The sequence below is a fragment of the Ferribacterium limneticum genome (genome assembly GCF_020510625.1).
Lineage (GTDB): Bacteria > Pseudomonadota > Gammaproteobacteria > Burkholderiales > Rhodocyclaceae > Azonexus > Azonexus limneticus_A.
The window spans coordinates 2,375,968-2,401,328 of sequence record NZ_CP075191.1 but is presented as its reverse complement, the minus strand read 5'-3'; the positions used below and the strand labels follow the sequence as shown (position 1 = coordinate 2,401,328).

Below are 25,361 nucleotides of genomic sequence, written 5' to 3'. Positions count from 1 at the left end.
GAAGAACGGGCGCCGAAATGGCGCCCGTTTTGCATTGGGGCTCCGCAATGATTCGTTGCGGTGCCAGCCCGGAATCAGCGGGTAATCGGCTTGTAGCGAATCCGCTTCGGCTTGGCGCCTTCTTCGCCCAGGCGACGGCGCTTGTCTTCCTCGTATTCTTGATAGTTGCCGGTGAAGAAGTTCCACTGCGAATCGCCTTCGGCGGCCAGGATGTGCGTACAGATTCGGTCGAGGAACCAGCGATCGTGCGAGATAACCATCGCGCAGCCAGCGAATTCGAGCAGCGCATCTTCCAGCGCACGCAGGGTTTCGACGTCGAGGTCGTTGGACGGTTCGTCAAGCAGCAGCACATTGCCGCCGGCCATTAGGGTCTTGGCCAGGTGCAGGCGACCGCGTTCGCCGCCGGAGAGGTTGCCGACCTGCTTGCCCTGGTCGGCGCCCTTGAAGTTGAAGCGGCCGATGTAGGCGCGCGACGGCATCTCGAACTTGCCGATTTGCAGGATGTCGCTGCCCTGAGCCAGCTCTTCGAAAACGGTCTTCGTGCCATCCAGGCAGTCGCGCGACTGATCGACGTAAGCCATCTTGACTGTCGGGCCGACGATGACTTCGCCGGAGTCCGGTTGTTGCTGGCCGGTAATCATCTTGAACAGCGTCGATTTACCGGCACCGTTCGGACCGATGATGCCGACGATGGCGCCAGCCGGAATGTTGAAGCTGACGTTGTCCATCAGCAACTTGTCGCCAAAGGTCTTGGTGACGCCGTTGAACTCGATGACCTTGTCGCCCAGTCGCTCGCCGACCGGAATGAAGATTTCCTGCGTTTCATTGCGCTTCTGGTATTCCTGGCTGGACAGTTCCTCGAAACGAGCCAGGCGGGATTTCGACTTGGCCTGACGCGCCTTCGGATTGGAACGAACCCACTCCAGTTCCTGCTTCATCGCCTTCATGTGGGCGTCGATCTGCTTGTTTTCCGTTTCCAGGCGGGCTTCCTTCTGCTCCAGCCAGGAAGAGTAATTGCCCTTGTACGGAATGCCGTGGCCACGGTCGAGTTCGAGAATCCACTCGGCTGCGTTGTCGAGGAAGTAGCGGTCGTGGGTGACGGCGACGACGGTGCCCGGGAAGCGGACGAGGAACTGTTCGAGCCATTCGACCGATTCGGCATCGAGGTGGTTGGTCGGTTCGTCGAGCAGCAGCATGTCGGGCTTGGCGAGCAGCAGCTTGCACAGCGCGACACGGCGCTTTTCACCGCCGGATAGCACGCCGATCACGGCATCCCAGGGCGGCAGGCGCAGCGCGTCGGCGGCCAGTTCCATCTGGGCTTCGGTGTCGGAGCCGGCGGTAGCGATGATCGCCTCCAGGCGGGCCTGTTCTTCAGCCAGCTTGTCGAAATCGGCTTCCGGGTCGGCGTAGGCGGCATAGACCTCATCCAGCTTGGCCTGGGCCTGCATCACTTCGCCGAGCGCCGATTCAACTTCCTCGCGCACGGTCTTGGCCGGGTCGAGTTGCGGTTCCTGCGGCAGGTAGCCGATGGAAACGCCGGCCAGGTGTTGCACTTCGCCGTCGTATTCCTTGTCTACGCCGGCCATGATCTTCAGGACGGTGGACTTGCCCGAGCCGTTCAGGCCGAGCAGGCCGATCTTGGCGCCGGGGAAGAAGGAGAGGGAAATATCCTTGATGATCTGACGCTTGGGCGGGACGATCTTGCTGACGCGCAGCATCGACATTACATATTGAGCCATTCGCTTGCCTGTCTTTATGAGTGAGTTTTTTCGATGCGCGAAGTCTACGGGGCTTCAATGCAAATGACCAGCCTCCCGGATACCGGGGGCTGGCCATTGTTTGTTTGGGTAAAGTGAAAAACTAGAAGTGAAGGTTGCCGAGCGTGCGATGCAGCAGGATGGCAGGTGCCTCGACGCGTGGGCAGGTACGGAGTGTTCCGACCTGGGTAAAGCCAAGCTGCCGACGGTAATAGCCGGCGTGGCGGGGATTGACTTCGATGACGACATCGGTCCCGCCAAAAACAGCCCTGGCGTACTGATAGGCGGCCTTGAAGAGTGACTGCATCAATTCCGGGTCGTGGCAATCAAGATCAACCGCCAATCGAGTCACTTCGCAGATCACCTTGGCTGGTTTGCGCAGCCTGGACATTTCCTGAGCGTAGAGCGCATCGGCCAGTAGTCCGGAGCCCGAGTCACGCGAAGCGGTCAGGGTCGCGACCAGTTCACGATCCAGCCAGGCGCCGAGCGTGACGTGGTTTGGATCGTCAAGCTGATGGCGGGGCGGAGAAAGTCGGTAACCGCGCCAGGAGTACATGCGGCGAACCAGAGCGCCGCAGGCACGATGCTGCTGATAGGTCACTGCCGGGGCGATCATCAGTTCCTGCGAACCGGAATCTGCGCACGTGCCATTACCCAAGCCACTTATGTCAGGCAATAAATGGGCGCCCAAGTGACCTTGCGGGGGAGGAAATTTCGGAGGTACTACATGATGCATGGATTGCATTTTATGGTCTGCCTAAAATGTAATCAACCAGCAACGGCGCTGAGGGCGATTGCCGGTTCGTCCCGATGGTAGAACTGGCCTGGCTTTTCGGCAGAAAGTGCGTTGATGTCGCCACACAATTCACCGCCTTCGTCGATGACCAGCTTGCCATAGCGAATCTTGCCGCTGACCCGGCCGGTGGCGTGAATGATCAACTGGGAGCGTGCGGTCAGTTCGCCGTCGAAGCTGCCATGAATTTCCGCGATGTCGATGCTGACCTTGCCGGAAAACGAGCCCTTATCGGCAATACGGATTACCCGGCTGTCCATGGTGGCTTCGACGCGACCTTCGACGACCAGGGTGTCGCAATCGAGAATCTCGGCACCCTTCAGCTTGACGTCGGGGCCGACGATCAGGCGGGCACCCATGACGTTTTCGGAGGCGGTGGTGGTCTCCGGTTTTTCAGGGGGGGTTGGCGTTGCTGCCGGGGCAGGTGATTCGGTGACCGGTTTCAGGCTGGCTGCGCTTGAGCCGAGGATGCTATTGACCTCCTTGCGGGTGATGCTGTCATTGCGGTTTGTGATGCTGGGTTTGTTGAACATGAAAACTCCCGTTTTGAGGTTTGCGATGATTTGGTGTCCCGGGAGCTATTGCGATAAGCGTGCCATGAAACAAAAATTTAATATAAACAATAAGTTATAAAAATTATTTAAACTTGTATATTGAAATGAATGGCCCTGCTGTCGTGAAATGGCGACAGGTTTATTTGGCATTACCCGGAAACGTGACTAGGCTATAAGAAATAGCTGTCGTCAAAATGCGACAAAACTGTAATTGTCTGTTTCTTATCGATAATTTATTGCAGGACAGGGCGTTTCTGACTCGTTCGCGATGCCTCGTTCAATTAGGGGAATGATCGATGCGGTTTACACTGGGAGTTTCCAAATCAGTACGCAAATGAATCGAATTTCCTTTCGCCAGGGCATGCTGCTTGGCTTTGCACTGATCGTTTTGCTGCTTGGCGGCGCCGCCGTGCAAAGCTGGCTGGTGGTCGAGCAGCTGGTTGAGCAAAGTCGCCGTGGAAGTGAGCAGGCCATTCAGTTGACGGCCGCCATTCAGGAATTGGGGGAGCGTACGGTCGATATCGAACGTAGCGCGCGCCAGTATCTGGTGCTGGATAACCCGGTATTTCGCCAACGCTTCGACGAACATCTGACGCAATCGCTGGCGGTGGTCGATCGGCTCGATGGCATGGCCGCCGAACCGCTGCTTCCTTTGTTGGGCGGTTGGCGCATGGTCGCCGAGGCGTTGCGCAGTGGCCTGGAACAAAACATCCCGCAGGCCGAGATCATTCCGCTGCTGGCCCGCATGGCCGAATTGAACGACTTGCTGAAGCAGGGTGGGCAGCGCTGGATCGAGGCGCAGAACCGCAAATCGCTGGACGAACTTGAAGTCAATCGGCTTCGTCTTGGCGGGCGGATCGGCTTGGCCTTGCTTGGGGCATTGCTGGTGGCGCTGGCCATAGGCTGGTGGCTGGTGCGCCCGGTGCGCCATCTCGAACAGGCGATCATCCGGCTTGGCGCCAGTCGCTTTGACGAAGCGGTCAAGGTCGGCGGTCCGGCCGACTTGCGGCAACTGGGCAAACGGCTCGACTGGTTGCGGCAACGCCTGGCCGAGCTGGAATCCGATCGCGAGCGGGCCTTGCGCCACGTGTCACATGAGCTGAAAACTCCTTTGACTGCCTTGAAGGAGGGCATTTCGTTGCTCCGTGAAGAAGTTCCGGGGCCTCTGGCTTCCGGACAGCGTGAAGTGGTCGAGATCCTTCAGCACAATGTGCGTGGCCTGCAGGAGCAGATTGAAAGCCTCCTGACCCTTAACGCGGCAGCCTTCGAGGCACGTCGCCTGCAGATCGCCCCGGTCAGGCCGCGCAAGTTGCTGGCCTCGGTGGCGCAGCGCCGCGAACTGCACAGCCAGTCACGGCAGTTGAATATCGTTGTCGAGGCTCCTGAAGAGCAGGCCATGCTCGATGCCGAGAAAATGACGGTCGTCCTCGACAATCTGTTGTCGAACGCCATCGATTTCAGTCCGGAAGGTGGCGAGGTCCGTCTGGTGGCTTCGCATGCCGAGGGCCTCTGGCGCTTTGAATGCATCGACCAGGGGCCGGGCATTGCCGATGAAGACCGGCAGCGGATCTTCGATCCCTTCGTTCAGGGCCAGCGCGAGGCTCCTGCGCCACGCCAGGGCAGCGGTGTCGGCCTGTCCATCGTGCGCGAACTCGTCCGAGCCATGGGCGGTGCGGTCTATCTTCTCCCGCAGGCTGCGGGCGCCCATTTTTGTGTGGAAATACCTGATGAGCAGTAATAGCAAAATATCTTTCCTCAAGCTGGTTGCGATTTGTTCGCTAGCCTTGGCGATTGCCGGCTGTACGAGTGCGCCGGTTGTCAAAAAGCCGGTCCGCGTTGATGAAACGACGCCGGAAGCGGCCCTGATTTACAACCACGGCCTGAACAAAATGACGGCAGCGGAACTTGGCCGTGAGCGCATGGTGCTCAATGCCGTGCCGCAGACACCCTATACGCAGGTCAGGATGGCGATGTGGCTTGGCCACCCGCGTGTGCAGCAGGATCTGGGCAAGGCACTCGCCCTGCTCGACAACGTGCTCAAGTCCAGCGATCCGGCGGCGACACCATTCCATCCGCTGGCCCGCTTGCTTTCCGACAACTACATCGAGCGCGCCAGGCTGGAAAGCCAGCTCGACAAGCAGGGGCAGCAAATGAAAGAAAGCCAGCGCAAGGCCACCGAACTCCAGGAAAAACTCGACAGCCTGGCCGATATCGAACGGACACTGACCCCACGCTCACGGACGACACGCCCCGAAGGAGTCAAGCGATGATCGCGGCGCCGGCAAAGGCGGTCGGCGCCCATGTGCTGGTGGTCGATGACGATGAGGACATCCTCCGCTTGCTGACTATGCGCCTGCGGGCGAGGGGGTTCCGGGTATCTGCGGTCGGCTCGGCCGAACAGGCGCTCGCCCAGATCGCAGTCGATCCGCCGCGGCTCGTTGTCAGCGATGTTCGTCTGCCCGGTCTCGATGGTCTGGCATTGTTCGAGGAAATCCGGCGCACGCGGCCGACCTTGCCGGTCATTCTGCTCACGGCGCACGGCAATATTCCTGATGCCGTCGATGCCACCTCCCGTGGTGTCTTTGGCTACCTGACCAAGCCTTTCGACAGCCAGATCCTGCTCGAAAAGATTGATCGCGCCCTGCAGCTATCGGCACCAACGCCGCATGTCGGCGAACTGCCACCAGTGACTGCCGAGGCAGACGATGCCTGGATGGCCGGCGTTATCTTCCGCAGCAGCCGCATGGCCGAGTTGATGGCTGAAGCGCGCATGATTGCTGCCTCCGACGCCAGCGTGCTGATCCGTGGCGAAAGCGGCTCCGGCAAGGAGGTGTTGGCGCGAGCCATCCACCGGGCCAGTCCGCGCGCCAAGGGGCCGTTTATCGCCATCAATTGCGGGGCCATCCCCGAGCAATTGCTCGAGTCGGAATTGTTCGGCCATGCCAAGGGCGCCTTCACCGGCGCAGCCACCAACCGCGTCGGCCTGTTTCAGGCGGCCAATGGCGGCACGCTCTTCCTCGACGAAATCGGCGACATGCCGCTGGCCCTGCAGGTCAAGCTGCTGCGCGTGTTGCAGGAGCGCGTCGTCCGGCCGGTGGGCACGACCAAGGCCGAGCCGGTGGATGTCCGTTTGCTGTCGGCCACCCATCGCGATCTCGATGCCGCCATGGCGCAAGGCCAGTTCCGCGAGGATCTCTACTACCGCCTCGATGTCGTCTCCCTGACCCTGCCGCGTCTTGATGAACGGCGAGAAGACATCCCGCTGCTCGCTTCCCATTTCGTCCAGATACTCGCCGGCAAGTACGGCAAGCAGGTCAATGGCTTCGCCCCGGAGGCGCTGGAGGCATTGGCTACTGCCGCCTGGCCGGGCAACGTCCGGCAGCTCTTCAATGTGGTCGAACAAAGCTGCGCGCTGACCTCGACGCCATTGATCCCACTGACCCTCGTCCAGCGCGCCCTGCGTGTGCCGGCCATGGATGCCTTGACCTACGCCGACGCCAAGCAGCGTTTCGAGCGCAATTACCTCGTTCAGCTACTCAAGCTGACCGATGGCAACGTTGCCGATGCAGCACGCATTGCCGAACGCAACCGGACAGAGTTCTACCGTCTGCTGCAAAAGCATGACCTGACCCCGGCGATGTTCCGCAGTGACAGCGAGGCGATGGCCGAACGCTGATCCGGCAGGGTCAATCAGGCTGACGGGAAATACCTGTCGCTGGCAGACGACTGAATCAGGCGAATGGTTTCGCCTTGTTTTTTATTAAGCATATGATTTAAAGCGGTAAATTAAATCTGGCACGAAGTTCGCATTGAGCATTGGCATTCAATAAAAAGGGGAATCGCCATGCTCATTCGTAATTTCTTTGTCGCCACGCTGGTTGCCGTCGCCACTTTTGTCGGTCTGGCGCTTTCCGCCTTCGCCACCGATGACCCGCAAGTCCTGGCCGCCGTGGTTGCCAATAACGATGCGCTCGACAGCACGCTCACCGACAAGGTTGAAACCATCCTGCGTACCGATGTCGGTCTGGCCGGCTCCAGGATTCGGGTCTCTTCCAAATCTGCGGTAGTTACCGTTGCCGGCACGGTTCCCGACGAACATGCCTTGCGTCGGGCGCTCGATCTCGCCAGCAGCGTGCGCGGCGTGCGCGAGGTGCGCAACGGCATGGCGGTCGATGCCCAAAAATGAAGGTGCCGCGGCGAGCCGGGCTTGCTTCAGGGCTGGCTCAGGCTGATTCCAGCGTTACCAGCAGTGCGTTTTCAGCAACTGTATCGCCCTCGGTGACGTGGATTTCCACCACCCGGCCAGCGTAGGGGGAGGGAATATCCAGCGCCACCTTGCCGGTTTCCAGCGTCAGGATGTTGTCGTCCCGTTCCACGACATCACCGACCTTGACCAAAAGTTCGAGAATGAACACGTTGCCGCTCGCACACGAACCGCAACTTGACCAGCACTCGGGGTATTTCGGCATTCGGACGGAGACTGTGGACATCGCTTTTTTCCTGAAAACCCTTGCATTCTACGCTCGTGTCCGTATAATGCGCCGCTCTGACAGTGCGCCCGTAGCTCAGCTGGATAGAGTACTTGGCTACGAACCAAGGGGTCGGGCGTTCGAATCGCTCCGGGCGCACCATTCAGAAATAAGACCAATCAATAGTTTGGTCAGTTGTTTTTAGCAGTGCGCCCGTAGCTCAGCTGGATAGAGTACTTGGCTACGAACCAAGGGGTCGGGCGTTCGAATCGCTCCGGGCGCACCAGTTAAAAACATGCAAAAGCCACCGTTCAGGTGGCTTTTTTGTTTTCTGCGTGGAATTTTAGGTTTCTCTCACCAATCTGTTTCAGTTGGATATACACCTGTGTTTTTTTTGTCCTGGAAATGGATTTAAAGTTTTTGTAGCAGTAATCTTTGGGGTGTAGATTGGTAACGTAAAGGAGGTTTCCATGCGCTACTGTGTTTTTTTTGCACTGCTACTTTGTTCGAATGTGTCCAGCGCAGATGTGTTTACATGTCACACGTCATCTGGAGAAACTGTTTATTCCGATACCCCTTGTGCCAAGGGCGCGGTGATTGAAAAAATAAGCCCAAGTGAATCGGACAGTGATCCCGCCGCTGCCAAGCAAGAGCTTGAAAGACAAAAGGCTTACACAGCAAGGCAAGCGGCTGAGAATGCAAGAGAAAGAGCTGCTGCACCAGGCCCCGCCTCCCTTCCTGATTACTCAAGTCCTCCTCCGGCATCGCCAGCGCCGACACCTCTTTCGCCGTCATCGTCAGTGACATCGCCAATACCCCCCAATGCACGGTAATTTCGAATTGGATCCTGTGGCAATAATCGGGGGTTGGCTTCAAATATGAAGTGCAACACCTTTGGTACGGAATAACCGTAATAGGAAAAGCCACCGATTCGGTGCAATTCCGTTCAGTTAAGAGGAAAACCCTTCGAATTCGTCGTTCCCGCGCAGGCGGGAACCCAGTGATTTCAAGGTTCTGGATTCCCGCCTGCGCGGGAATGACGCTTAACTGAACGGCATTCCACCGATTCGGTGGCTTTTTCTATTTTCGCTGCCAGTTCATCAATAAACCGCCGTTCGCCAGGAAGGCTCCAGTGTCCTTGCGACAAAGGCGGTGGCGCCGACGGCACCGTGGCATTCGGCGATCAGTTTTTCATCTGGTCTGATCCAGGCTTCTTTGGCCATGCTGCAGACGAGCAGTTGGACGTCTTCGGCGGCGAGTTCGCGCAGGAAGGCTAGGATGGATTTTTCGCGGGTTGGGGTGGCGTAGCTGTTGGCGGCGATGCCTTCGACCAGCCAGCGGGCGGCTGGGCCGGCGAAGTGGATTTCGACCTGGCAGTCGAGGGCGCGGGCGGCGAGGGCGTGGACGAGCGGGGTGGTGATCAGTTCCGGGTGGTCCGGGGTGGCGGCCCAGATCAGGAAGGCGAGATTTTCTGGGGCGGGCGGATTATTGCTGCTCATCGAAACTGGCCTCGGGTTCGATTTTCAGGATGTGGGCGCGGTAGGCGTTGGCATCGACCAGTGTGGTCGAGTCTTCCTGCCAATTGGTTGGTCTGGCACGGGCCATCCAGCCGGCGCCGTAGGGGGCTTTATTGACGAGGGCCGGGCGTTCTTCGGCGGCTTCGTTGCCTTCGAGCAGGACGAAGGAAATCGGGGCGTGGACGGCGAGCACGGTCTTGCGGCATTCGACGGTGCCCATGCCGCGCCCGAGTTCGACTTCGGCGCCTTTGGGCTTGGCGGTGAAGGCAATGATTTCGCCGGCCAGGAAGATGCCGAAACTGGTGGCGCCGATCAGGACTTCGCCGTTGTCGCCGGGCTGCACCCACATGTCGTAGCGGGGGAAGTAGAGGCGGTCGTCGGGGATGCTGCCGGAGAAAGGGGTGTGGGCCATGGCGGGGAAAAGTAAAAAGCTACGCTCGCAATGCATTCAGGACGCGAAGACGAGCCGAAGGCAGTGCTCTTGCACGGCAAGGCGACAGCGACGCCCCGCAGGAAGTCCCCTTGGGGGACAAAGTCATGGATGCATTGCGAGCGAAAGCTGGCGGAAGGAAGCAGGAGTCGAACCTACCCAAGCCTGTTTGACAGGCCCTGACGGTTTTGAAGACCGTCCGTCCCACCGGGGAACGATTCCTTCCGTTGTTCATGAACCGAATTGCTCCGGCGAACCACGCAGCACGTGGGTGTCGCGCACGCGGCGAGTGTAGCCGATGCGATCGAAGAATTCGAGGATGTGGATGGCGACTTTGCGGCCGCCACCGATCTGGTCACGCAGGTTGGCGGCCCTAGCGAAACCGTGTTCGGTATTGAGCGTGGCGACGTAGCGGGCGAGGGCGGCAACGGCGCTGGCGGTGAAGTAGTGGTCGTGCGCCACCGGGTAGGCTTCGCCGATGCGGGCGACTCGCTTGAACAGGGCGCGGACGGTGTCTTCGCCGACGCCGGTGGCTTTGGCGACATCGCGAACACGCGGCGGGCCGTAGGGTTCGGCATCAAGCAGCGGCTTTAGCGTCTGCCACAGGTCGCGGTCGCTGGCGGCCATCTGCACTCGGTGCTCGGGCAGATGCAGCCAGGCGTTGGTCTGGGCGATACGGCCGCTGGCCAATGGCGCGGCCAGCAGGGCATCGAAAGCCGGGCGGGAGAGCGTGGGCAGCGTCAGGCGGCGCAGGCGGTCGCGTTCGACGCCGGGCATATCCGGGGCGCGCTCGTGTTCGGCCGCCAGCGCGGCGAGCAGTTTTTCTTCGAGGGCCAGCCAGTGGTCTGGCGAGAATGCGGTGTTGCCGACCCGCTTCAGGCTCAGTTGGCCGGTGATGGCCTGCAGCGTGGCCGGATCGAGATTGCGATTCAGCGCATAGGTATCGAGTTCGACGCCGGCAGCTTGTTGTTCGGTGGCGAGTTGCAGCGCGGTGGCAGGGTTGTCGTCGGCCAGCGCGGCGAGCATGGCTAGGCGTTCCGGGCTGCTTTTTTTGCGGCTGGGCGGGAAGATGTCGAGCACTCGGCCGCCGCCAATGGTGTGGCGGGCCGAGGCATCGCGCAGGATGAAACGGTCACCGGCCAGTGTGCCGATCTCGCGGTCGAGCGTGATTTGTGCCCAGTGCTCGCTACCGGGCGCGATCTCGGTTGCACCGAGCAGGGCGACGCGGGCCGGAACGTCTTCGGCGCCCAAGTGTAGATGCACCTGCGTCCAGTGCTTGAGGGCGGGCTGGCCGGAGAGGACGCGGATTGTTGCGTCGAAACGGCGCACCGGTGCATGCAATGCTGGGGCGACGATCCACATGCCGCGTTCGACGTCGGCTTTTTCGATGCCGGACAGAGCGAGGGCGATGCGTTGCCCGGCGTGTCCGGATTCGGCCGGCGCGTCCTGCACGCGCAGGCTGCGCACGCGAACGGGTTTGTTGGGCGGCGAGAGTAGCAGTTGGTCACCGGCTTTGACGCTGCCGGCGAAGGCGGTGCCGGTGACGACGGTGCCGGCGCCGGAGAGGGTGAAGCAGCGGTCGATGGCGAGGCGGAAATTGCTGCCCTCTCCCCCGGCCCCTCTCCCGCTTGCGGGCGAGGGGAGGTTGGATTGCTCTTCGAGATAGGCGCGCAGTTCGGTAATGCCTTTGCCACTGGTGGCCGCAACCTGGAAAACCGGGGCCGCGGTTAATGCGGTGTCGGCCAGCAGTTCGGCAATCTCGGAAATGGCCTGGTGCCGGCATTCTGGCGAGGCATTGTCGATCTTGGTCAGTGCTACCGCCCCGCGCTTGATGCCGAGCAGTTCGATGATCTCCAGATGCTCTCGGGTCTGCGGCATCGGGCCATCGTCGGCGGCGATGACGAGCAGGGCAAAGTCGATGCCGGTGGCGCCGGCCAGCATGTTGTGGATCAGCTTTTCGTGGCCGGGGACGTCGATGAAACCAAGCGTTGGCGTGTAGGCGTAACCAAGGTCGACGGTGATGCCGCGGGCCTTTTCTTCCTTCAGGCGGTCGCAGTCGACGCCGGTCAGGGCTTTGACCAGCGTGGTCTTGCCGTGGTCGATGTGGCCGGCGGTACCGATGATCATGCCGCGCCTTCCCCTGCTTCAACGAGCATCAGCGCATCCCCGCAGGCCAGCTGGCCGGAGGTGAGCACATTGGCGCGCAGCCCGCCGCGCCCGACCCAGTATTTGACAACCTCGGGCGCCGACAGGGCTTCGTTCGCCAAGCGCTGCCCCAGCGTGCGGCAGGGTTCGCAGGTTTCGATGCCGAGCAGCAGGCAGTTGCCGAGGCGGAACTGGCGCCCGACGAGTTTGTTCAGGCGGATGCCACGCGTCACGATATTGCGGCGGGTGATCGCGAGATCGTTGGTGCGCCCGGTATGGGCGCAGAAACGCTCGATTTCCTCGGCCTCGACCAGCGTCAGTTGCTGTCCGGCCCACTCCGCCTTGGCGAAATGGCGATCACCGACCATGCCTTGCCCGGCCAGCACCTCGATTTGCCGGCATTCGCGCTGCGCTTCGCCACGGGATGGACTGAGGAAAAGGCGTTCGACGAGCATCTACGCGGACTGGCCCGAAAAGTAGTCGGTAGCCGCGGCCATCGCCGCGCTGTCGGCCAGCACGGCATCTGGCGCGCCGCCCTTGCCCCAGAGCGGCTCCTGCCATTGCATGCCGAGAAATTCGGCGCACAGTCGATAGCTGTCGAGCATGGGTTGGGCCTTTTCGCGGTTGCCGCTGGTGGCGATGACCCACAGGCGCTTGCCGGCCATCCCTTGCTTGAAATCGAGGTCCGGGACGCGCAGCCAGGCGCTCCAGTGGTCGAGGTAGGTTTTCAGCGGCGACGGGATGGAGAACCAGTAGACCGGTGAGACAAAGACCAGATCGGTGGCGGCCAGCGTGGCGTCGAGCATGGACTTGGCATCGGCCATCGGCATCGGATAGGTGCCGGCGGTATGACGCAGATCGACGAAGGGGGGAAGTTCCAGATCAGCCAGCTTGACCCAGGTTTGCTCGGTGCCGGCCGGCAAACTGGCGGCAGCACGACGGGCCAGCGTTTCGGTATTGCCGACATGGCCGGGTTCGCGAGTGCTGGCGTTCAGGAAGAGGAAATGGGACATAGCAGTATTTGAGTTGGAAAACATGCCTATTCTGGCATGCCCGACCCGTTATCCGGGTCGGGCCGTCATGGCTTATCCGAACATGTCCTCGTACATGCGCCCGGCCCAGGCGAAGTCTTCGGTGACCAGCTCGTCGCGGCGCAAGTTGTCGTCGTCCTGATCCTGAATGATGATGCCTTTCTCGTTGACGTAGTACTTGAAGCGGACCGCAACGTCTTCACGCGGGGCCGTATTGACCATCATGAAACACAGGTTGTCGGGCAGCGCGTACTTGGGTTCGCGGCCCTTGACGCGCTGGGCAATGTAATTGGCGACGATGCGGCCCTGGTAGTTGGCGACGTGTCCAGCCTTGGGATAGAAGCGGAACTGTGGCGAGACCATGCCGACCGCGTCGCCGATGACGTAGACGTCCGGGTCGTCCTTCATGTTCAGGAAGAAGGGATCGACGCCAGCCCAGCCGGTCGGCTTGCCTTCTTCGTTCTTGCCGATGACGCCAGCCTTCCAGGCCATGTCGCCGGCCTGGTGCGGGGCCATCAGGATGCTGTGGTCGAAGCTGAAGTCGCCCACCGCGGTCTTGATCTTCTTGTTGAAGGGATCGACTTCCTTGATCACGGCCTTTGGCACGTAAGTGATCTGGTCCTTGTAGAGGTTTTCGAAGGCTTCCTGGAAGCCGCCGGTAATCGGCGCCGGGCTCGGCTTCGGGTCGAGGATGGTGATCCGGCCCTTGATCTTGCGCTCCTTGAACAGGCCGGCGATCAGGCAGGCGCGCTCGTAGGGCGACGGCGGGCAGCGATGCGGCGGAGGCGGCAGGGTCATCACCAGATCGCCACCTGTGAAATTCTGGATGCTCTGCTTGAGGCGGAAGTGCTCGGCATTAGGAATGTAAGCGGCCGGGAACATGGCGCGGGTGTATTCCGCCGCCTTGCGGTCATTGCCGAACCAGGCCTCGTAGTTGTAACGGATGCCGGCGCCGATGATCAGGTAGTCGTAGTCCAGCCAGCCCTGGGCCGTGATGACGCGCTTGCGTTCGCGTTCGAAGGCGGTGACTTCGGTCTGGATAAACTTGTAATCGTATTTCTGGGCGACTTCGAGATAGCTGAAGGTCAGGAACTGGACGTCGACGACATCGACCAGCCACTTGTTGCTCATCGGGCACGAGAAGAAGACCGGGTTGCGTTCGAGGACGACGACCTCAAGGCTGGCATCCAGCTTCTTCAGGTGCTTGGCGGCGCTGATGCCGCCCCAGCCACCACCACAGATGACGACGCGCTTGCCGGTAGCTTTCGGCAACAGCGGATCGGACTGCATGTTGATCAGGAAAGGCAGCGGGCTGGTCGGCTGGGCGATGGCCGTCGTGGCCCCCAGCGCGGCGCCCGCCGCCAGGAATTTCCGGCGATTGAACGTCATGGTTATTTCTCCATTTCTAAACCACCCGGACACGGAGATGCCCGGATTTACGGGGGCGCCCTTGCGGGCACAAAAGAAAACAGCAGGCGGTACGCAGACCGCCCATTAGTGGTCTGCTTTGTGATGGGCGAAACGAAATGAAGGCGCTGGATTTGCTTTCCTGGCTAGGCGCAAACCGCAGCGATAGCCGTAGCTATCGCGAGGATGAGCAACAACGCCAGGGACGCAAAGACAAGCTTTCATGTTTCGCTCATTGCAAAACAGACCACCATGCTGCTTTCAAAACTTCAGATGCTGCAGCTGGGTGACGAAGCGGGCTTCGTCCTTTGCTTCCAGGCAGCGCAGATCGAGGTGATACGTGTCATCGCGGATGTAGCCGATGACCGGCGTCGGCAGGCCACGGAAGGCAGCCTCGATGGCGAGCAATATCTTGCCGGGCTTTCTGGCGGTGGGGCGGCAGACCAGGGCGGCAGAGGGGAGGCGCTCAACCGGCAAGGCGCCGCTACCGATCTGGCTGCTGCACGCTTCGACACTGACAGCGGCCAATTCGCCGAGTGCTGCTTGGGCTGTCGGCAGCACACGTTCGGCCAGCGCGGTGATTTCGGTCACCGGCCGGGTCAGCAGGCGCAAGGTCGGCAGGCGTTCGGCCAGGCGATCCGGGTCGCGGTACAGGCGCAGCGTTGCTTCCAGTGCGGCCAGCGTGGTCTTGCCGACGCGCAGGGCGCGCTTCAACGGGTTCTTCTTGATCTTGGCGATCAAGTCCTTGCGGCCGACGATCAGCCCGGCCTGCGGGCCACCGAGCAGCTTGTCGCCGGAGAAGGTGACGATATCGGCGCCGGCAGCCAGTGCCTGTTGAGGCGTCGGTTCGGCCGGCAGGCCGTGGGCAGCGAAGTCGCAGAGCGTGCCGCTGCCGAGGTCGATCATGAAAGACAGTCCGGCGGCGTGGGCGATGTCGGCAATTTCCTTTTCATCGACGGACTTGGTGAAGCCGGTCACTGCATAGTTGCTGGTATGGACTTTCATCAGCAGCGCCGTTTTCGGCCCGATGGCTTCCTGAAAATCCTTGGCATGGGTGCGGTTGGTCGTGCCGATTTCGTGCAGCTTGACCTGTGCCCGGCGCATCACGTCTGGGATGCGGAAGGCACCGCCGATCTCGACCAGCTCGCCACGCGAGACCACGGCCTCCTTGCCCTGTGCCAAGGCGTTGAGGGTCAGTAGCACGGCGGCGGCGTTGTTGTTGACGATGGTCGCGGCGATATCAGGCGAACCGCCGGCGATCAGTTCAGCGAGCAAGCCGGAGACCAGATCGTCGCGGTCGCCACGGCCGCCGGAGGCGAGGTCGTATTCGAGCGCGCAGGGCGAACGGGCGGCTTCGACCATGGCGGCGATGGCTTCTTCGGCCAGTTGGGCGCGGCCGAGATTGGTGTGCAGCACCGTGCCGGTCAGGTTGAAGACCGGGCGTAGGTTGGCCTGGCCGGCATCGTTGGCCCGGCGCTGGATGGCGGCGAGCAGGGCGGCTTCATCGGGCAGGGGCAGGCCATGTTTCAGGCTTTCGCGGGCGGCCGCCAGTTCAGCCCGGATGCAGCCGGTGACCAGTTGGCGGCCATGCGCTTCGATGAGATCGGCTAGTTGCGCCAGTACGCGGTCAACCGCAGGGAGATTTCGTTTTTCGTTCATAGGCTTTCACCCGGACCGGGCAGAAAGGTTGATCAATGGATTTAAGCGTTGGCGCCGATCAGCAACAGGTTGGGGCCGGAGCGCTCGTAGCCGGCCTCGTCGACCAGCATGTCGAGCGCCAGGGTGGCGAGGTCGTCGGCCACCGGATCGACGCGCGGGTCTTTTTCCTGATAGACGATCTTCAGGTAGCTCTTGCAGGCATCGCAAGTCTCGGCGCGGACGGCACCTTTCGAGCCTTCGACTTCATGCAGGGCGACGCCCTTGTCGGTATCGCAGGCCGTGCAGGTCGCACGCGGCACGTTCCATTCGGTATTGCACAGGCTGCAATGGAGGTAGCGCAGGTTGTTGATGGCGGCACCCAGGCGGACGATGCTGGCGACTGGCAGGCTGCCGCAGCAGGGGCAGACGCCATGGACATCGAGCGGTTGAAGCTGGCTGGCATCGAGCTGGCTGGCCAGTGCCGTAAAAACGATTTGCAGGGCGGCAGCGACGAAGGGCAACTGGGCGGCGTGTTCGCTATCGGGTTCGCCGGCCAGCAGCATGTCGGCCAGCTTTTCAAGATCGGCTTCGCTGGCGGAAAACAAACCCTTGAGTGCCTTTTGGGCGCCCTCAGGAACTTCTTTTTCCAGGCGCTGGGCCAGTTGCTGCAGCGCAAAGCGCCAGGCAGCCGGGCGGGCCAGGGAAGATGCATTGAGCGGCGGCATGCCGTGGGTGCGCGCCTGTTCGAGGCTGGCTGCGTCGGGCAAGGGCAGCGTCGGCAGGCATTTCAGGATTTCGTGCTGGGCCTGGCTGAGTTGGCCGAGAAAGCGGAGCCAGTCACCCAAGCTGTGTTCTTCGGCCAGCGCGGCAAAGCGCGCGGCGCGGTCGGCGAATATCGAACCGGGATTCGGCAGCAGGTAGGGCGCAGCCTCTTCGGCCGGAGGGTGGAAATCGATCGGTTGGGTCTGCATGGTTATATCGGCTTTTTTCCGCCCTTGGCGAAATCTTGCGGCGGGCTATCAGGAGTTGTTTTTGAAAAAAGAAGGGGATGCGGGATGTTCCCCGCAGAGCCCCTCTGAACGCAAGGTAAAACGGTTAATCCGTCATTCCCGGATTCGCTCCCCCGCGAAGCGGAGTCCAAAGCGTGCAAAGCAACGGGAATCCAGCAGTACTTTCTGGATTCCCGCTTATGCGGGAATGACGGCAGTGTTTCATTTGCCAGTCACCTGACGGTACCAGCCACGGTGATGCTGCTTGGCCCAGCCGCGAGTCACCGTCCCGTACCACATGGCGCGGATGGTGCCCTTGACCCAGATGGCGGCATAGACGTGGACGAAGATCATGCCGATCATCACTGCCCCGGCCGCAGCGTGCACCACGGCACCCAAGCGGACGAGCGTGATGTCGAAACCGAACCAGGCGCGCCAGATGAGCAGGCCGGAGACGGTCATCAGCAGCATGCAGATGGCCATCACCCAGAACATGACTTTCTGGCCGCCGTTGTACTTGCCCTGTTCCGGCATGTCGTGGTCGTTGCCATCCACCATGTTCTTCGCCTTGGCCAGCCATTCCTTGTCCGCTGGCGTCATCTTGTTCAGATGCTTGAAGCGGAAGAACAGCCCGAGGAAGGACAGCGCCATCAGCACCCCGAGGTAGGGGTGGATGATGCGGGCCCAGGTCGGGCCGCCGAACAGTTGCGTCAGCGGGAAGAAGGCCGGGTGGAAGAAGGCCAGACCGGAGAGGGCGAGCAGGATGAAGCTGATGCCCACCACCCAGTGATTGGCCCGTTCCTTGGGCTCATAGCGCTTCAGGTCTTTCGGATCGCGGATCATTTTGCATCCTCCTTCTCGATCTCGTCCTCGATCTCTTTCGAGACCTCGTTCGGACCCTTGGTCACGTAATGGAAAAGGCTACCCAGTGCGACACCGGCCAGAGCCAGCGTGGCGAGCGGCTTGGCGAAGCCCTTCCACAGCGAGACCAGCGGGCTGATCGACGGATTGGCCGGCAGGCCGGCATACAGGTCAGGCTTGTCCGCGTGGTGCAGCACGTACATGACGTGCGTGCCGCCCACCCCTTGCGGGTCGTACAAGCCGGCCTGATCGTAACCGCGCTCTTTCAAGTCGGTGACGCGCTTGGCCGCGTAGTCCTTCATGTCCTCCTTGCTGCCAAACTGGATCGCGCCAGTCGGGCAGGCCTTCACACAGGCTGGCGCCTGGTTGACGGCCACCCGGTCGGAACACAGCGAGCACTTGTAGGCCTTGCTGTCTTCCTTCGAGATGCGGGGGACATTGAACGGACAGCCGGTCACGCAGTAGCCGCAGCCGATGCAGTTTTCCTGATGGAAATCCACGATGCCGTTGCTGTACTGGATGATGGCGCCCGGGGCCGGACAGGCCTTGAGGCAACCGGGGTCGGCGCAGTGCATGCAGCCGTCCTTGCGGATCAGCCACTCGAGCTTGTTGTTCTGCTCGACCTCGGTGAAACGCATCACCGTCCACGACTTGGCCGTCAGATCCATCGGGTTGTCGTAGACGCCGTGGCAGTTGCCCACTTCGTCGCGGATGTCATTCCACTCCGAGCAGGCCACCTGACACGCCTTGCAGCCAATGCAGGCGGATACGTCGATAAGCTTGGCGATTTCGATGGTTTCCCGCACTTGCGTGGAGGGCGTCGTCGTCGCGGAGCGCTGTTTGATGTCTAGCGATTGCAGTGCCATATCAGCTCTCCTTTACGCTTTCTCGATGTTGACCAGGAACGCCTTGTACTCCGGCGTCTGCGTATTGGCGTCACCGACGAACGGCGTCAGGGTGTTGGTGAGGAAGCCAGGCTTCGTCGCCCCCTTGAAACCGAAGTGGATGGGAATGCCGACGGTGTGCACCTTCTTGCCATCAACGTCCAACGCCTTGATCCGCTTGGTCACCACGGCCACGGCCTTGATGAAGCCGCGGTTGGAGCGCACCTTGACCTTGTCGCCGGCCACGATGCCCTTCTCCTTGGCCAGTTCCTCGCCGATTTCGACAAACTGTTCCGGCTGCATGATCGCGTTGATGCGGCTCTGCTTGGTCCAGTAGTGGAAATGCTCGGTCAGGCGGTAGGTGGTTGCCACGTACGGGAAGTCCTTGGCCGTGCCGAACGCTTCCATGTCGCCCTTGTACACCCGGGCGGCCGGATTGGACTTGGCCTTGGGGTTCTTCGGGTGCATCGGATTGGCGGCGAGCGGGCTTTCGAACGGCTCGTAGTGCTCCGGCATCGGCCCTTCGGCCATCAGGTCACGACAGAACAGACGCGCCACGCCTTCCGGATTCATGATGAAAGGCATCACGTTCTCTTCCGGTGCTGCATCCGGGCGCATGTCGGGAACGTCATTGCCGCCCCAGACCTTGCCCGTCCACTTCAACACCGTCCGCTTCGGATCCCACGGCTTGCCCGAGGGGTCGGCCGAGGCGCGGTTGTAGAGGATGCGGCGGTTGACCGGCCAGGCATAACCCCAGTTCATCGTCTGGCCGAGGCCGGACGGGTCGGCGTTGTCACGTCGTGCCGACAGGTTGCCGGCCTGTGACCAGACACCGCAGTAGATCCAGTTGCCGCAGGTCGTCGAGCCGTCGTCGCGCAGATGGGCGAAAGTGCCCAGCTGATCGCCGGCCTTGACCAGCACCTTGGTCGGATCCTTCGGATCGGTGACGTCGGCCAAGGCTTTGCCGTTGAACTCCATCATCAGCTCTTCCGGCGACGGCTTGGTCGGGATGCGATAGGCCCAGGTCAGCTTCTGGATGGCGTCGGCGAAGGCACCGCCATCCTTGGCGTACATTTCCTTGAGCTTCAGGAACAGGGCCGCCATGATCTCGGTGTCGTCCTTGGCATCACCCGGACCATCCGCCGCCTTCCAGCGCCACTGAATGACACGGCCGGAGTTGGTGAAACTGCCGGAGGTTTCGGCAAACAGCGTGGTCGGCAGACGGAAGACTTCGGTCGCAATCTTGGTCGGATCGACTTCGTTGAACTCACCGTGCGGCTTCCAGAACTCGGAAGTGTCGGTGGCCAGCGGGTCCATGACGACCAGGTACTTCAACTTGGCCATTGCATCCGACACCTTCTTCTTGTTGGCGACGGAAGCCAGCGGGTTGAAGCCCTGGCAGAAGAAACCGTTGATCTTGCCCTGATACATCTGGTCGAAGATTGACAGCACGTCGGAGGCGCCACCCAGCTTGGGCATGTAGTCGAAGGCGAAGTTGTTGTCCTTCGTCGCCGCATCCCCCCACCAGGCCTTCTGCAGGCTGATGTACCACTTCGGGAAGTTCTGCCCGTAGTTCATCTGCCCCGGGCGCATGGCCTTCGGCGTCTTCTTTTCCAGGAAGCTCTTCAGATCGGTGTCGGCATCGGTCGGCGCCGCCAGGTAGCCCGGCAACTGCTGGGCGTAGAGCGCGAAGTCGGTGATGCCCTGAACATTGGCGTGACCGCGCAGCGCGTTGATGCCGCCACCCGCCATGCCCATGTTGCCGAGCAATTGCTGGATGATCGCCATGCAGCGGATGTTCTGGGAGCCGACAGAGTGCTCGGTCCAGCCCAGCGCGTACAGGTTGGTCATTGTCTTGTTCGGCGCGGCCGTCTCGGCAATCATCTCGCAGATCTTGATGAAAGCGTCCTTCGGCGTACCGCAGACCTTGCTCACCACCTCCGGCGTGTAGCGCGAATAGTGGGTCTTCATGATCTGCCAGACGCAGTTCGGGTCTTGCCAGGTTTCGTCAACCTTGGCGAAACCATCCTCGCCCATCTGGTACTTCCAGCTGTCCTTGCCGTAACTGCGCTTCTCCTCGTTGTAGCCGGAGAAAATGCCGTCGTCGAACTTGAAGCCCGGATCGATCAGGAAAGCCGCGTTGGTGTAGGCCTTGACGTAATCGTGGTGAATCTTGTCGTTGGAGATCAGGTAATTGATGACGCCGCCGAGGAAGGCGATGTCGGAACCGGAACGGACAGGCGCATAGAAATCGGCCACCGACGCAGTGCGGTTGAAGCGCGGGTCGACGACCACGAGCTTTGCCTTGCGGTTTTTCTTGGCTTCGATCACCCACTTGAAGCCGCAGGGATGCGCTTCAGCCGGGTTGCCACCCATCACGAAAATCAGATCAGCGTTCTTGATGTCCACCCAGTGGTTGGTCATCGAACCACGCCCAAAACTCGGAGCCAGACTGGCCACCGTGGGAGCGTGTCAAATGCGCGCCTGAGTGTCGATCGAGGTCATGCCCATCGCGCGAATCGTCTTCACAGTCAGGTAGCCGGCCTCATTCGGTGCTGCTGATGATGCGAGGAATGCAGTGGTCGGCCAACGGTTAACCGTCAGGCCATCCTTGTTCTGGGCGACGAAATTGGCGTCGCGATCCGCCTTCATGTGCTTGGTGATGCGGTCGAAGGCTTCCATCCAGGAAATCTTCTTCCATTCATTGCTGCCCGCTTCACGCACTTCCGGCCACTTCAGGCGATTGGCGCTTTGCACCATGTCGCGCAGGCCGGCACCCTTCGGGCACAGCGTGCCGCGATTGACCGGATTGTCCGGGTCGCCTTCGATGTGAATGATTTCCGCCTGCGAGTTTTTCGACTTGTCGCCGGTGGAGTAAATCAGCACGCCGCAGGACACCGAGCAGTACGGACAGATGTTCCGTGTTTCGGTGGCGCGGGCGAGCTTGAAGGTACGTACTTCCGCGAGGGCTGCGGTCGGTGAGAATCCCATCAGTGCGATGGACGACCCCCCTAGCCCGGCGGAGCAGACCTTGAAGAACTGCCGCCTATTCATGTTCATTGAGCTTTCCTCCTCATGCGACCCCATGTCGCAATGGAGGTACATTGCAACGAACGTGCCATTTCGGCTAAGTCGTTGAACATTGAGGAATCGGGGGTTCAGGTCTTGCGGCAGAGGTGGGACATTTTGTCCATCTGGCGGCGGGTCGGGACAAATTGTCCCGGTTTTGTCCTACCATTCAGAGAGCTGAGTCGGCCTGTTGACGGGCGTCTTGAGGAAAAACCGATCGTCCCGGGCGCCCCCAGGACGTCTGTTAAAACCGCTTCAGCGGCCGCGCGGCTTGCCGGCTTTCGGGCTGCCTTTGGCGGCAGGTCGCGCTCCTCCGGTGCTGCGAGCACCCGTGCGCTTTCCGCCACCTTCATCGAAACCAACCCAGTTGCCCGGTACACCCTTGCCGCCCCGGCCCCCGACGACCTTGGGCTTTTTCGGCTTCTTGGCCGCGATGGCGCTGGCGCCAGTCAATGGGACGCGATGATCCGGCTCGAAACCGGGTTCTTCTTCGCGGCTCAGGGTCTGCTTGATCAGCGTCTCGATAGCGGCGAGCAGGGGGGCTTCGTCGGCGCAGACCAGCGAGATGGCCTGACCGGTGGCACCGGCCCGGCCGGTGCGGCCGATACGGTGAATGTAGTCTTCGGCGACGATGGGCAGGTCGTAATTGACCACCTGCGGCAGGTCGTCGATGTCCAGACCGCGGGCCGCGACGTCGGTAGCGACCAGAATCTGCACCTCACCGGCCTTGAAACTTTCCAGGGCGCGCAGGCGGGCCGGTTGCGGCTTGTCGCCGTGGATGGCGTCGGCCTTGATCTTCTTGGCCAGCAAGGTGGCAACCAGTTCATCGACACCGCGCCGGGTCTTGACGAAGACCAGCACCTGGCCCCACTTGCGGTCCTTGCGCATGAACAGGAAAAGTTCAGTCTTGCGCTTCTTGTCGACCGGCACGACCCACTGCTTGATCGCCTTGACGGTGCTGTTGCGCGGTGCAACTTCGATGGACAGCGGATCGCGCAGGCGGCCTTTGGCCATGCTGCGGATTTCGTCGGAGAAGGTGGCCGAGAAGAGCAGGGTCTGGCGCTTCTTGGGCAGGGCGGCGAACAGGGTGTCGAGTTCATTCGCGAAGCCAAGGTCGAGCATGCGGTCGGCTTCGTCGAGGACCAGCGTCTGCACCTGCTTGAACTTGATGGCGTTCTGGGTGAACAGGTCGATCAGCCGGCCCGGGGTGGCGACCAGCACATCGACACCGCGGCGCAGGCGCATCATCTGCGGGTTGATGCTGACGCCGCCGTAGGCCGCATAGGTGCTGACGGCCAGATGCTCGCCATACTGGCGGAAACTAGCATGGACCTGCTCGGCCAGTTCGCGCGTCGGCACCAGGACCAGCACACGGATCGAATTGCTGGCCACCTTGTCTTCGCTTTCACTCAGGCGCTGCAGGATGGGCAACGCGAAGCCGGCGGTCTTGCCGGTGCCGGTCTGCGCTGCAGCCATCAGGTCGCGCCCGGCGAGAACGGCTGGAATGGCCTGAGCCTGGATTGGTGTCGGCGTTTCGTAGCCGAGCGTTTCGAGGGCCTGGAGCAGTGGGGCGGCGAGGCCGAGCGAAGAGAAGGTCATGGCGGGCAGTAAAAAGCGGAAAGGCGGGAGTTTAACCCGCCGCTGCCTCGCGGCCCTCGCCGATGATCAGAAGGTGATGACCTTGTCGGCCCTTACCGTGTATTCCGCCAGTTCGATCAGGGTGCCGATGCTGGTGCCGGGAATCAGCGGCAAATCGCCCAGACCACGGGCCAGCGCGCAGGTCCGGCACAGCTTGATGGTGACGCCGGCGGCGACCAGTTGCTCAACCATGCCCTGCAGGCCGTTGCCGGCGCCGTCGATCTGGTTGGGCAGACCGACGACGGTGGCATCGGACATCAGGAAAATGCTCAGTTCCGGCTTGTCGTCCCGGCCAGCCAGGGCGGTGGCCAGACGCAGCGCGGAAAGGCAGCGTTCGCTGCCGTAGGGTGGGGCGTGGATGATGATCAGGATGTTTTGCATGGGCGTATCCGAAGTGATGCGATAAAGGAAAAAACTACGACTTTGGCTTGCCAAGCAGGCGGTTGATGCTTGCGGAGAGGTCAGCCATGTTGATGGGTTTGGTCAGGAAATCATCCATGCCGGCGGCCAGGCAGTTCTGGCGGTCTTCTTCGAAGGCGCCGGCAGTCAGGGCGACGATCGGCAGGCGGGGCTGGCCATTGGCCATTTCCCAGCGGCGAATCTGCGTGGTCGCCTCGAAACCGTCCATGACCGGCATCTGGCAATCCATCAAAATGAGGCTGGGCCGCATTCCCTGGGCAATGGCATCGACGGCTTCCTGGCCGTTGTCGACACTCTTGCACTGGATGCCCATCTTGCCGAGCATGGCTTGGGCGACCTTGCGGTTGACGGGGTTGTCCTCGACGATCAGGACAAGGCCCACCAATGTCGGTGACGCCGTCGAAACCTCGACGGTGGTCGCGCGTACCGTCTTGCGGCTATCGACATTGCTGGTCTGGTGAATCGCCTGAATCCGGAACCAGAAACGCGATCCCTTGCCGGGTTCGCTGTCGACACCGACATCGCCCCCCATCAGCTTGGCCAGGTTGTGGACGATGGAGAGGCCGAGGCCGCTGCCGCCATACTCGCGGGTCGTCGAGCTGTCGGCCTGGGAGAATGGCCTGAAGAGCAGGGGGAGTTTTTCCGGTGGAATGCCGATGCCGCTGTCGGTAACGGAAAATTCCAGCAGACTGGCGTCTGCGCTCGGCTCAACTTCGCGGCCTTCAATGCGGATGAAGCCGCTGGCGGTAAATTTGATCGCATTGTTGATCAGGTTGGCGAGCATCTGACGCAGGCGCATGGGGTCGGCCAGATAACGCTGGTCGACGGGGCCGTGCCAGACTGCCTCGATGACGAGCCCTTTGGCTTTGGCCGATTCGGCAAACAGGGTGGCTGCTTCGTCGACGATTTGCCGGGGAGAGAAGACCGTCGGCGTCAGCGCCAGCTTGCCGGCTTCGATCTTGGAGAAATCGAGGATGTCGTTGAGCAGTGTCAGCAGGCTCTGGCCGGAGTTGAGTATCGTCCTGGCGTGATCGTGTTGTTCCTGCTCGGTTAGCCTGGAAACCAGCATCAGCTGCGCCATGCCGAGAATGCCGTTCATCGGCGTCCGGATTTCGTGCGACATGGTGGTCAGGAAGCGGCTCTTGGCCAGATTCTCGGCTTCGGCGATTTCCTTGGCCTTGAGCGCCTCTTCTTCGGACCGCTTGCGTTCGCGTTCCTTTTCCTTGAACGATTCATAGTTCTCGAAAATGAAGAACAGGGCGATCAGGTAAACGCAGGTTGTCGCGATATCCAGCGTTGAGTAGCCGGTCGCGAAAAGCCCCGAGACATGGACGGCGACGATGGACAGAATGATGCCACCCAGCCACAGGCGGCCGATTTTCCGGCCCTTGAGAAAGAAACCCGAAGCGGAGAGCAGGAAGAACAGCGACAGGCGCATCGTGTTGTTCGTCGCCAGCAGGTAGATGGCCAGAAAAAGGACGAACGACAGCGATATGGACAGGGTGCTGACGATTTCGACCTTTTGCGGATTCCGCCGCAGGTAGAGCAGCAGCCCGAAGTTGAAGCCGGCAAAGACGAAATCGACGATCCCCATGGTGACGCTGGTCTGCCAGCGGACAAAGCCCATGATGCTGGCCACCAGGCCGGCGAACAGGAAGACGCTGTAGAGGAAGCCGATCTTGGCCTTCGACTCTTCGTCCATGGGGGCAGTCTGCTCGATGGGCTGTGGCGAAGCGGGCATCAGGTCTGTTCTGCTTAA

Annotated in this window: 23 protein-coding genes and 3 tRNA genes; 7 read left to right on the top strand and 19 right to left on the bottom strand. The window is 61.2% G+C overall.

From position 1 onward, the window contains the following. Positions 1-74 precede the first annotated feature (74 nt). The 3 genes from ettA to KI617_RS11440 form a co-directional block, all read right to left on the bottom strand. A complete protein-coding gene (ettA, locus tag KI617_RS11450; protein WP_226446345.1) occupies positions 75-1,739 on the bottom strand; it encodes an energy-dependent translational throttle protein EttA in 1,665 nt (554 codons plus the stop codon). A gap of 121 nt (positions 1,740-1,860) precedes the next feature. Further along, entirely contained in the window at positions 1,861-2,373 is a 513-nt protein-coding gene (locus tag KI617_RS11445) for an N-acyl amino acid synthase FeeM domain-containing protein (RefSeq protein ID WP_226446340.1), read from the bottom strand. Between the two features lie 152 nt (positions 2,374-2,525). Then, on the bottom strand, positions 2,526-3,083 hold the full coding sequence (locus KI617_RS11440; protein ID WP_226446338.1) for a bactofilin family protein: 558 nt from the start codon (positions 3,081-3,083) through the stop codon (positions 2,526-2,528). Positions 3,084-3,438: 355 nt separating this feature from the next. Between KI617_RS11440 and KI617_RS11435 the strand changes: the two genes are divergently transcribed. The 4 genes from KI617_RS11435 (at position 3,439) to KI617_RS11420 (ending at position 7,290) form a co-directional block, all read left to right on the top strand. Beyond that, on the top strand, positions 3,439-4,842 hold the full coding sequence (locus tag KI617_RS11435) for a sensor histidine kinase (RefSeq protein WP_226446336.1): 1,404 nt from the start codon (positions 3,439-3,441) through the stop codon (positions 4,840-4,842). After that, positions 4,832-5,374, top strand: coding sequence for a permease (locus tag KI617_RS11430; protein ID WP_226446334.1), 543 nt, complete (start codon positions 4,832-4,834; stop codon positions 5,372-5,374). Before KI617_RS11435 ends, KI617_RS11430 begins: the two co-directional genes overlap by 11 nt. Beyond that, on the top strand, positions 5,371-6,780 hold the full coding sequence (locus KI617_RS11425; RefSeq protein WP_226446333.1) for a sigma 54-interacting transcriptional regulator: 1,410 nt from the start codon (positions 5,371-5,373) through the stop codon (positions 6,778-6,780). Before KI617_RS11430 ends, KI617_RS11425 begins: the two co-directional genes overlap by 4 nt. Before the next feature lie 168 nt (positions 6,781-6,948). Then, positions 6,949-7,290 carry a BON domain-containing protein gene (locus KI617_RS11420; protein ID WP_226446329.1) on the top strand — a complete coding sequence of 114 codons (342 nt, stop codon included), beginning with the start codon at positions 6,949-6,951 and terminating at the stop codon, positions 7,288-7,290. A 37-nt stretch (positions 7,291-7,327) separates the two neighbouring features. Here the strand turns inward: KI617_RS11420 and KI617_RS11415 are convergent, their stop codons facing one another. Then, positions 7,328-7,594, bottom strand: a complete 267-nt coding sequence (locus KI617_RS11415; RefSeq protein ID WP_226446327.1) for a biotin/lipoyl-containing protein — start codon at positions 7,592-7,594, stop codon at positions 7,328-7,330. A gap of 64 nt (positions 7,595-7,658) precedes the next feature. Here KI617_RS11415 and KI617_RS11410 point away from each other — a divergent pair. From KI617_RS11410 to KI617_RS20545, 3 genes are all read left to right on the top strand, one after another. After that, positions 7,659-7,735: transfer RNA gene (locus KI617_RS11410), tRNA-Arg, on the top strand. Positions 7,736-7,782: 47 nt separating this feature from the next. Then, positions 7,783-7,859: transfer RNA gene (locus KI617_RS11405), tRNA-Arg, on the top strand. A gap of 184 nt (positions 7,860-8,043) precedes the next feature. Continuing rightward, positions 8,044-8,406, top strand: coding sequence for a DUF4124 domain-containing protein (locus KI617_RS20545; protein ID WP_226446325.1), 363 nt, complete (start codon positions 8,044-8,046; stop codon positions 8,404-8,406). 267 nt (positions 8,407-8,673) lie between these two features. Here KI617_RS20545 and KI617_RS11395 read toward each other — a convergent pair whose 3' ends face one another. The 15 genes from KI617_RS11395 to KI617_RS11325 all read right to left on the bottom strand — a co-directional run bounded on the left by KI617_RS11395 (position 8,674) and on the right by KI617_RS11325 (position 25,343). Further along, positions 8,674-9,072: a DsrE family protein gene (locus KI617_RS11395; protein ID WP_226446323.1), complete on the bottom strand. Its 399-nt coding sequence runs from the start codon at positions 9,070-9,072 to the stop codon at positions 8,674-8,676. Further along, the gene (locus tag KI617_RS11390; protein WP_226446318.1) at positions 9,059-9,502 is read right to left on the bottom strand and encodes a glycine cleavage system protein H; all 444 of its coding nucleotides are present in this window, start codon (positions 9,500-9,502) and stop codon (positions 9,059-9,061) included. The genes KI617_RS11395 and KI617_RS11390 overlap by 14 nt, the downstream gene beginning before the upstream one ends. 148 nt (positions 9,503-9,650) lie before the next feature. Continuing rightward, positions 9,651-9,746 (bottom strand) — tRNA-Sec (locus KI617_RS11385). A 5-nt stretch (positions 9,747-9,751) separates the two neighbouring features. Continuing rightward, positions 9,752-11,647 (bottom strand): selenocysteine-specific translation elongation factor, encoded by a 1,896-nt coding sequence (selB, locus tag KI617_RS11380; RefSeq protein WP_226446315.1) that lies wholly within the window; start codon positions 11,645-11,647, stop codon positions 9,752-9,754. Beyond that, positions 11,644-12,120, bottom strand: a complete 477-nt coding sequence (locus tag KI617_RS11375) for an MOSC domain-containing protein (RefSeq protein WP_226446313.1) — start codon at positions 12,118-12,120, stop codon at positions 11,644-11,646. The genes selB and KI617_RS11375 overlap by 4 nt, the downstream gene beginning before the upstream one ends. Continuing rightward, the gene (locus KI617_RS11370) at positions 12,121-12,678 is read right to left on the bottom strand and encodes a flavodoxin family protein (protein WP_226446311.1); all 558 of its coding nucleotides are present in this window, start codon (positions 12,676-12,678) and stop codon (positions 12,121-12,123) included. 72 nt (positions 12,679-12,750) lie between these two features. Next, positions 12,751-14,085, bottom strand: coding sequence for an NAD(P)/FAD-dependent oxidoreductase (locus tag KI617_RS11365; RefSeq protein ID WP_226446310.1), 1,335 nt, complete (start codon positions 14,083-14,085; stop codon positions 12,751-12,753). Positions 14,086-14,364: 279 nt separating this feature from the next. Further along, on the bottom strand, positions 14,365-15,762 hold the full coding sequence (selA, locus tag KI617_RS11360; RefSeq protein WP_226446306.1) for an L-seryl-tRNA(Sec) selenium transferase: 1,398 nt from the start codon (positions 15,760-15,762) through the stop codon (positions 14,365-14,367). Between the two features lie 41 nt (positions 15,763-15,803). Beyond that, positions 15,804-16,712, bottom strand: coding sequence for a formate dehydrogenase accessory protein FdhE (gene fdhE / locus KI617_RS11355; protein ID WP_226446304.1), 909 nt, complete (start codon positions 16,710-16,712; stop codon positions 15,804-15,806). Between the two features lie 240 nt (positions 16,713-16,952). Then, positions 16,953-17,573: a formate dehydrogenase subunit gamma gene (locus KI617_RS11350; RefSeq protein WP_226446298.1), complete on the bottom strand. Its 621-nt coding sequence runs from the start codon at positions 17,571-17,573 to the stop codon at positions 16,953-16,955. Further along, positions 17,570-18,457, bottom strand: coding sequence for a formate dehydrogenase subunit beta (fdxH, locus tag KI617_RS11345; RefSeq protein ID WP_226446296.1), 888 nt, complete (start codon positions 18,455-18,457; stop codon positions 17,570-17,572). The genes KI617_RS11350 and fdxH overlap by 4 nt, the downstream gene beginning before the upstream one ends. Before the next feature lie 12 nt (positions 18,458-18,469). Further along, positions 18,470-21,535 carry a formate dehydrogenase-N subunit alpha gene (fdnG, locus tag KI617_RS11340; RefSeq protein ID WP_226446294.1) on the bottom strand — a complete coding sequence of 1,022 codons (3,066 nt, stop codon included), beginning with the start codon at positions 21,533-21,535 and terminating at the stop codon, positions 18,470-18,472. Positions 21,536-21,799: 264 nt separating this feature from the next. After that, a complete protein-coding gene (locus KI617_RS11335) occupies positions 21,800-23,143 on the bottom strand; it encodes a DEAD/DEAH box helicase (protein ID WP_226446293.1) in 1,344 nt (447 codons plus the stop codon). 66 nt (positions 23,144-23,209) lie between these two features. Then, positions 23,210-23,563, bottom strand: coding sequence for a DsrE/DsrF/TusD sulfur relay family protein (locus tag KI617_RS11330; protein ID WP_226446291.1), 354 nt, complete (start codon positions 23,561-23,563; stop codon positions 23,210-23,212). Positions 23,564-23,597: 34 nt separating this feature from the next. Then, entirely contained in the window at positions 23,598-25,343 is a 1,746-nt protein-coding gene (locus KI617_RS11325) for an ATP-binding protein (RefSeq protein ID WP_226446287.1), read from the bottom strand. Positions 25,344-25,361: the final 18 nt, after the last annotated feature.